Here is a 4217-nt window from a genome sequence, read left to right on the forward strand (position 1 = left end):
AGTAGAGTGTGAAAAGCAATATTTCGAACGGCTCAAAAGTGTTTAGATAAGCCGGGGCGATTCATTTTACTTAAGGGTCCCGCGCATTCCCGCGTTGAGCTGGCGGCCACCGTTCTCTGCATCACGGTCTTGCATCAATTTGATCGAGACCTCGTTGGCACCAATGGTGTAGGTTGCGCTGTAATTACCACACATGCTGTCGGTTACACATTCAAAAAACGGTACCGATTTATCCTTCACTGTGCGGATGATCACTGGCTTGACTTTCAAGGTATTGGTCGCCTGACTGACTAATTCCTCAAAGTCTGCCTTAGCCTGTCTGACAGAAGCAACGGAGTCGTCTTGGTACGATGCCTGGGTACCGCCGAAGGAGAACACTTTATGTTGGTAGACTGCATAGTAATACTCACCCGTAGTTGGTCGTCCTAAGAATCCCTCGCCTGTCTTGGGTTTGCCGCGAAATTCTTCATCAATGTCACTGCGCCAGTCGTAGCGTATCAGACCATCGTTGACCGCTTGGAGCGTGGTGATGGGTAGGCCGACAGTCAGGGTTTTAAAGCCCGTATTTGCGGCAATGGCGGGTGAGGCAATGAGACTGACGGCACAGGTCAAAGCAGAGAGCAGCGGGGTTTTATGTGGCATGGTGACTCCTCATGTAGAGAGTTGGTTGATGTGGGGTGAATCGCCACCAGTGATCTAGACACTTCCCAGCTGTAACGGGTTGCGATTCACTCTCGGTTTGCTAGCAATAATGTCAGTTACGCCTTGGCCTGACGCCACTTAGTTAGCCATCGATACTGTTCGGGATGAATGCGCAACAGCTCTGCGATAACTGCTTCACGCTTATCGGCTGTCATCCGGGTAAGAAGCGACCTGACATCCGACATAATGCTGTCACGGCCAGCGCCTCTGGCTTCCGCCTTGCAATACCACTCATGTCCCTCACTAATGTTGCCAAGCTCGATACAGACTGCACCAAGTAGTGTGCAGGGGCGAAAGTTGTTGGGTTGAAGGCGGTGAGCTTCAGCACCCATGTTCAATGCGGCAGCATGTTCGCCATGGTCACGCATCGCGCCACCATGAGTGGTGAGAATGGCGGATTTCAGCTTAGGCTGAACCTGCCGCTTGGCTGGGATGGCACTCAGCAGCGCAATCGCCTCATTCGATGCTGCGCATTTACGCAAGTGTCCGCTGGCATTGACTGCACTCCATGGGTTCTTGCTGTTGCGGTACTCCGCTAGCCAGTGATCAGCTTCGAGTCGGTTGTAGCTATGCAGAATCTCCTTTGTCTCGTACTCACGGCCATTGCTCTTGAGCCAGATGGTTTCAGTCTCCAGTAGCCGTGTACCTGCATCCAGCTTGAGAAGGATTGCCATAAGCTGTTTGAGGTGATGTGATTCGACATATCCAGTGACACCATACTTCTCCCTGAGTGCTTGGTTCTTCATCCGTGCGATGTACTTGGGGTCACTCTCACGCTGAATCCGCTCAGCTTCAAGTCGCACACTTCGGGCTTTCTGCTCGGCTTTATAACGTTCTTCATCTGCGGCCTTCTGAGCGGCGATCTCGCGTTGTTTCTGTTGCGCAAGCTCGTTTCGTTGCTCCTGTTCTGCTTTCCCTTTTTGGTCGAACTGCTCTTGGGAGAGTTCGCCGGTCAAGAAGCACAGCAAGGCATTCAACCCCCTGTTCAAGAGAAATTGTCTGTTTGCTGCTGATATCGTCGCGCCTTGTCCAGCAGCGACAAGGAGGCTGTGCAACCTGGCACCGCCCGTGATCGCACTGGTGATATCATCCACCCAGAATTGTTTGGCCAGTTCATGCGGGGGGAGAGACACAGAATTCTGGTCATCGGCCAGACCATTTTTGATCCGAAATTTCTGCAGGTAATCCCAAGTGGGATTTTGACTGGTCTTCTCTATATTAGGTTTGTCGTCTGGCTGAGCAGCCAAAGGCTTCGTGATTGAAGGTTGGTAGCGATGCACAATCTTTCGGCCCTTATAGTAAAGAGATTTAGAACGGCGCTGCTCCTGTTCTACCGCAGATTGGCGTCTGAACTCAGGGAGAGTCATATCGCCATTGATAAAGCCCCTCAAGGCGTTGAGATCGTAGCTGGCTAGAATGTCGTAGCGGGGCGAAGTCAGAGGCTCATTCCTGAATATGGCTACGAGCAAACTATGGAGGTTATCGCCTATCGATAGGGCAGCAGGAATGTCATCGACACCGTAATAAGTTGCGAGATCCATGGGCGAGATAGACATCGAGCACACTCCTTGTGCAAAAAAAGAATTAGTACAATAGCGCCGCTGGCTTTTTACCCGCAATGGGTGGCTTCAAATTCATCGCTGCAAATCCCTCAGTGTTCCCCTATACCCACCCCAAAAACCTCAAACTGAGGGGCATTCAAGGCTGGGGGACTTTTGCCGAATGATGCAAAATCAGTCGGCGATACAGTCCTGTTAGCCTGCCTTGGCGACGTCCCGTACTTTTTGCTCTACTTGGTGCGCTATGGCCTGAATCTGGGCCAGTTCTAGTGAGCCTGCCCTAAATTGGGGGAGTTGCTTGGGGAGTGCAGCGGCACTGACGATGTAGGGGAAGGTGATCTTCTGGCGTAAATCCACAAACCAGCCAGGCAGAACCAGAACGCCACCTACCGGGACTTCGGTCCCAGTTGCACTGTTGAGCCAGTTACGTACTGTGGTGACGTTACGGCGGACCTGTTCGAGTGGGGCTTTTTCAACATGGTTTGGGAAGTGAAGCGCATCATTTTCGACCCGAACCTTGAACTGTTTTTCTCCATTGTTGATGGGTTTGGAGCGACCCTTAGTCTCGATGACAAAGACCCCGTTAGGGCAGATGATCAAATGGTCGATATTGAATCCATCAAACGGGATATCATGGTAAACCCGATAGGGGTGCTGTTGGGGCCTAACGATTTGGTCCAACTCCTGACCCACTGCCAGTTCACAGGAATAACCCAGCTTGAGGTGTTGAACCTTGTTGGCCATTTTGTAAGTTTTGGTTGTGCCATAGATAAAGAGACCCAGCATGACTACCCCAGAAGTAAGCATCACAGTCGTGCTCATAGCCTTCTTATCGATGTAGCTCTGTAACAAGAGGTAGAACCCGATCATCATCATGGTCAATGGCGTGAATAGCATTTGGGAAAAGAGGTCTATCTGTAGGTCCTGGATTTGCTGTTGTAGGGTGTGACCCGCTGGCCTGAGCAGGTCGGCGGTCAACGGGCTGACCCTATGTGAGCGAAGTCTCTTTCTTATTAACAAGATGATCCCGACAGATAGGAAGATCGGGCCCAAGAACAAGCCAGAAGTTGCCAGAACAGATACCGCGAGCGACGAGTATTCCATTTCATGCGTCATTTTGCAGATGTGATGAGGTCAGGTTAGCTGACCTGTAAGAGTCTATCCATTGGGATGTGGGGCAAGCATCACAGTATCTGATTATCCCCAATGGGGTTCTTACACCTTGGCTTTTTCGTGAAGTAAAACAGGGTGTTATCTTTATTCCTTTATGCGCAAAGGAGATTCATTGCGCCCGGATTGGCATATGCTATGCGAACCGTGTTTCGTACTTAATCTCTACCCCGCCATCCTTATGCAACTTGACTCTGAAATTCTTTATAAGGCCCGCAGCTAAGGCCCCGATAAAGGCACCGACTAATGCTCCAACAGCAGCACCGATTGAACCACCAATTTGGAATCCAATGTATGTACCAACAGCTGCACCACCCAAAACAAGTAATGCTGTAGATACAGAAACTTCTTTTTGCAGATGTGATTGATTCTCAACTTTACCGATTATCTTGCTTTCGTGGCCCATGACATCTCCTTGTATACCTAACGGTTGAGTTCTCGGCTTCGCGCAGTGTCAGGCCGAATGATGGGTTAGTACGCATCAAGGTTAGCACTTTCAATGGCCTGCAAGAGCCATAGGCCTGCTCAGTATCGGTCATAAGCAGACGGGTTTTCTATTTCTCAATGTAGAGGAGACCCACGGCGGGCTGTGTCAATGCTGAATTTATTCAACACTATCTTTGCTAATTCTGTGATAAGCGGTATGCGATGACCTATGACATGGTGCCATTCGTTGTGAATTAGCGGTGTCACTCGCTCCATCTGTTTGCTATTTCATGCAATAAGATGCAAACGAGGCTCTTTGATTTAAAATCCCTCGACGTTCGCGTCGTGCCGGTTCGATTC

General features: G+C 50.2%; 4 protein-coding genes. All 4 read right to left on the minus strand.

The window, feature by feature from the left end:
• Window positions 1-66: 66 nt before the first annotated feature.
• The gene (locus tag AACR77_RS04455) at window positions 67-642 is read right to left on the minus strand and encodes a hypothetical protein (RefSeq protein ID WP_042879983.1); all 576 of its coding nucleotides are present in this window, start codon (window positions 640-642) and stop codon (window positions 67-69) included.
• A gap of 116 nt (window positions 643-758) precedes the next feature.
• Window positions 759-2258, minus strand: a complete 1500-nt coding sequence (locus AACR77_RS04460) for a hypothetical protein (RefSeq protein ID WP_231563146.1) — start codon at window positions 2256-2258, stop codon at window positions 759-761.
• Between the two features lie 198 nt (window positions 2259-2456).
• The gene (locus AACR77_RS04465) at window positions 2457-3239 is read right to left on the minus strand and encodes a nuclease-related domain-containing protein (protein ID WP_231563147.1); all 783 of its coding nucleotides are present in this window, start codon (window positions 3237-3239) and stop codon (window positions 2457-2459) included.
• 328 nt (window positions 3240-3567) lie between these two features.
• Window positions 3568-3837 carry a hypothetical protein gene (locus tag AACR77_RS04470; RefSeq protein WP_042879988.1) on the minus strand — a complete coding sequence of 90 codons (270 nt, stop codon included), beginning with the start codon at window positions 3835-3837 and terminating at the stop codon, window positions 3568-3570.
• Window positions 3838-4217: the final 380 nt, after the last annotated feature.

The organism is Aeromonas sp. ZOR0002, from assembly GCF_963866995.1.
Classification (GTDB): Bacteria; Pseudomonadota; Gammaproteobacteria; order Enterobacterales; family Aeromonadaceae; genus Aeromonas; species Aeromonas caviae.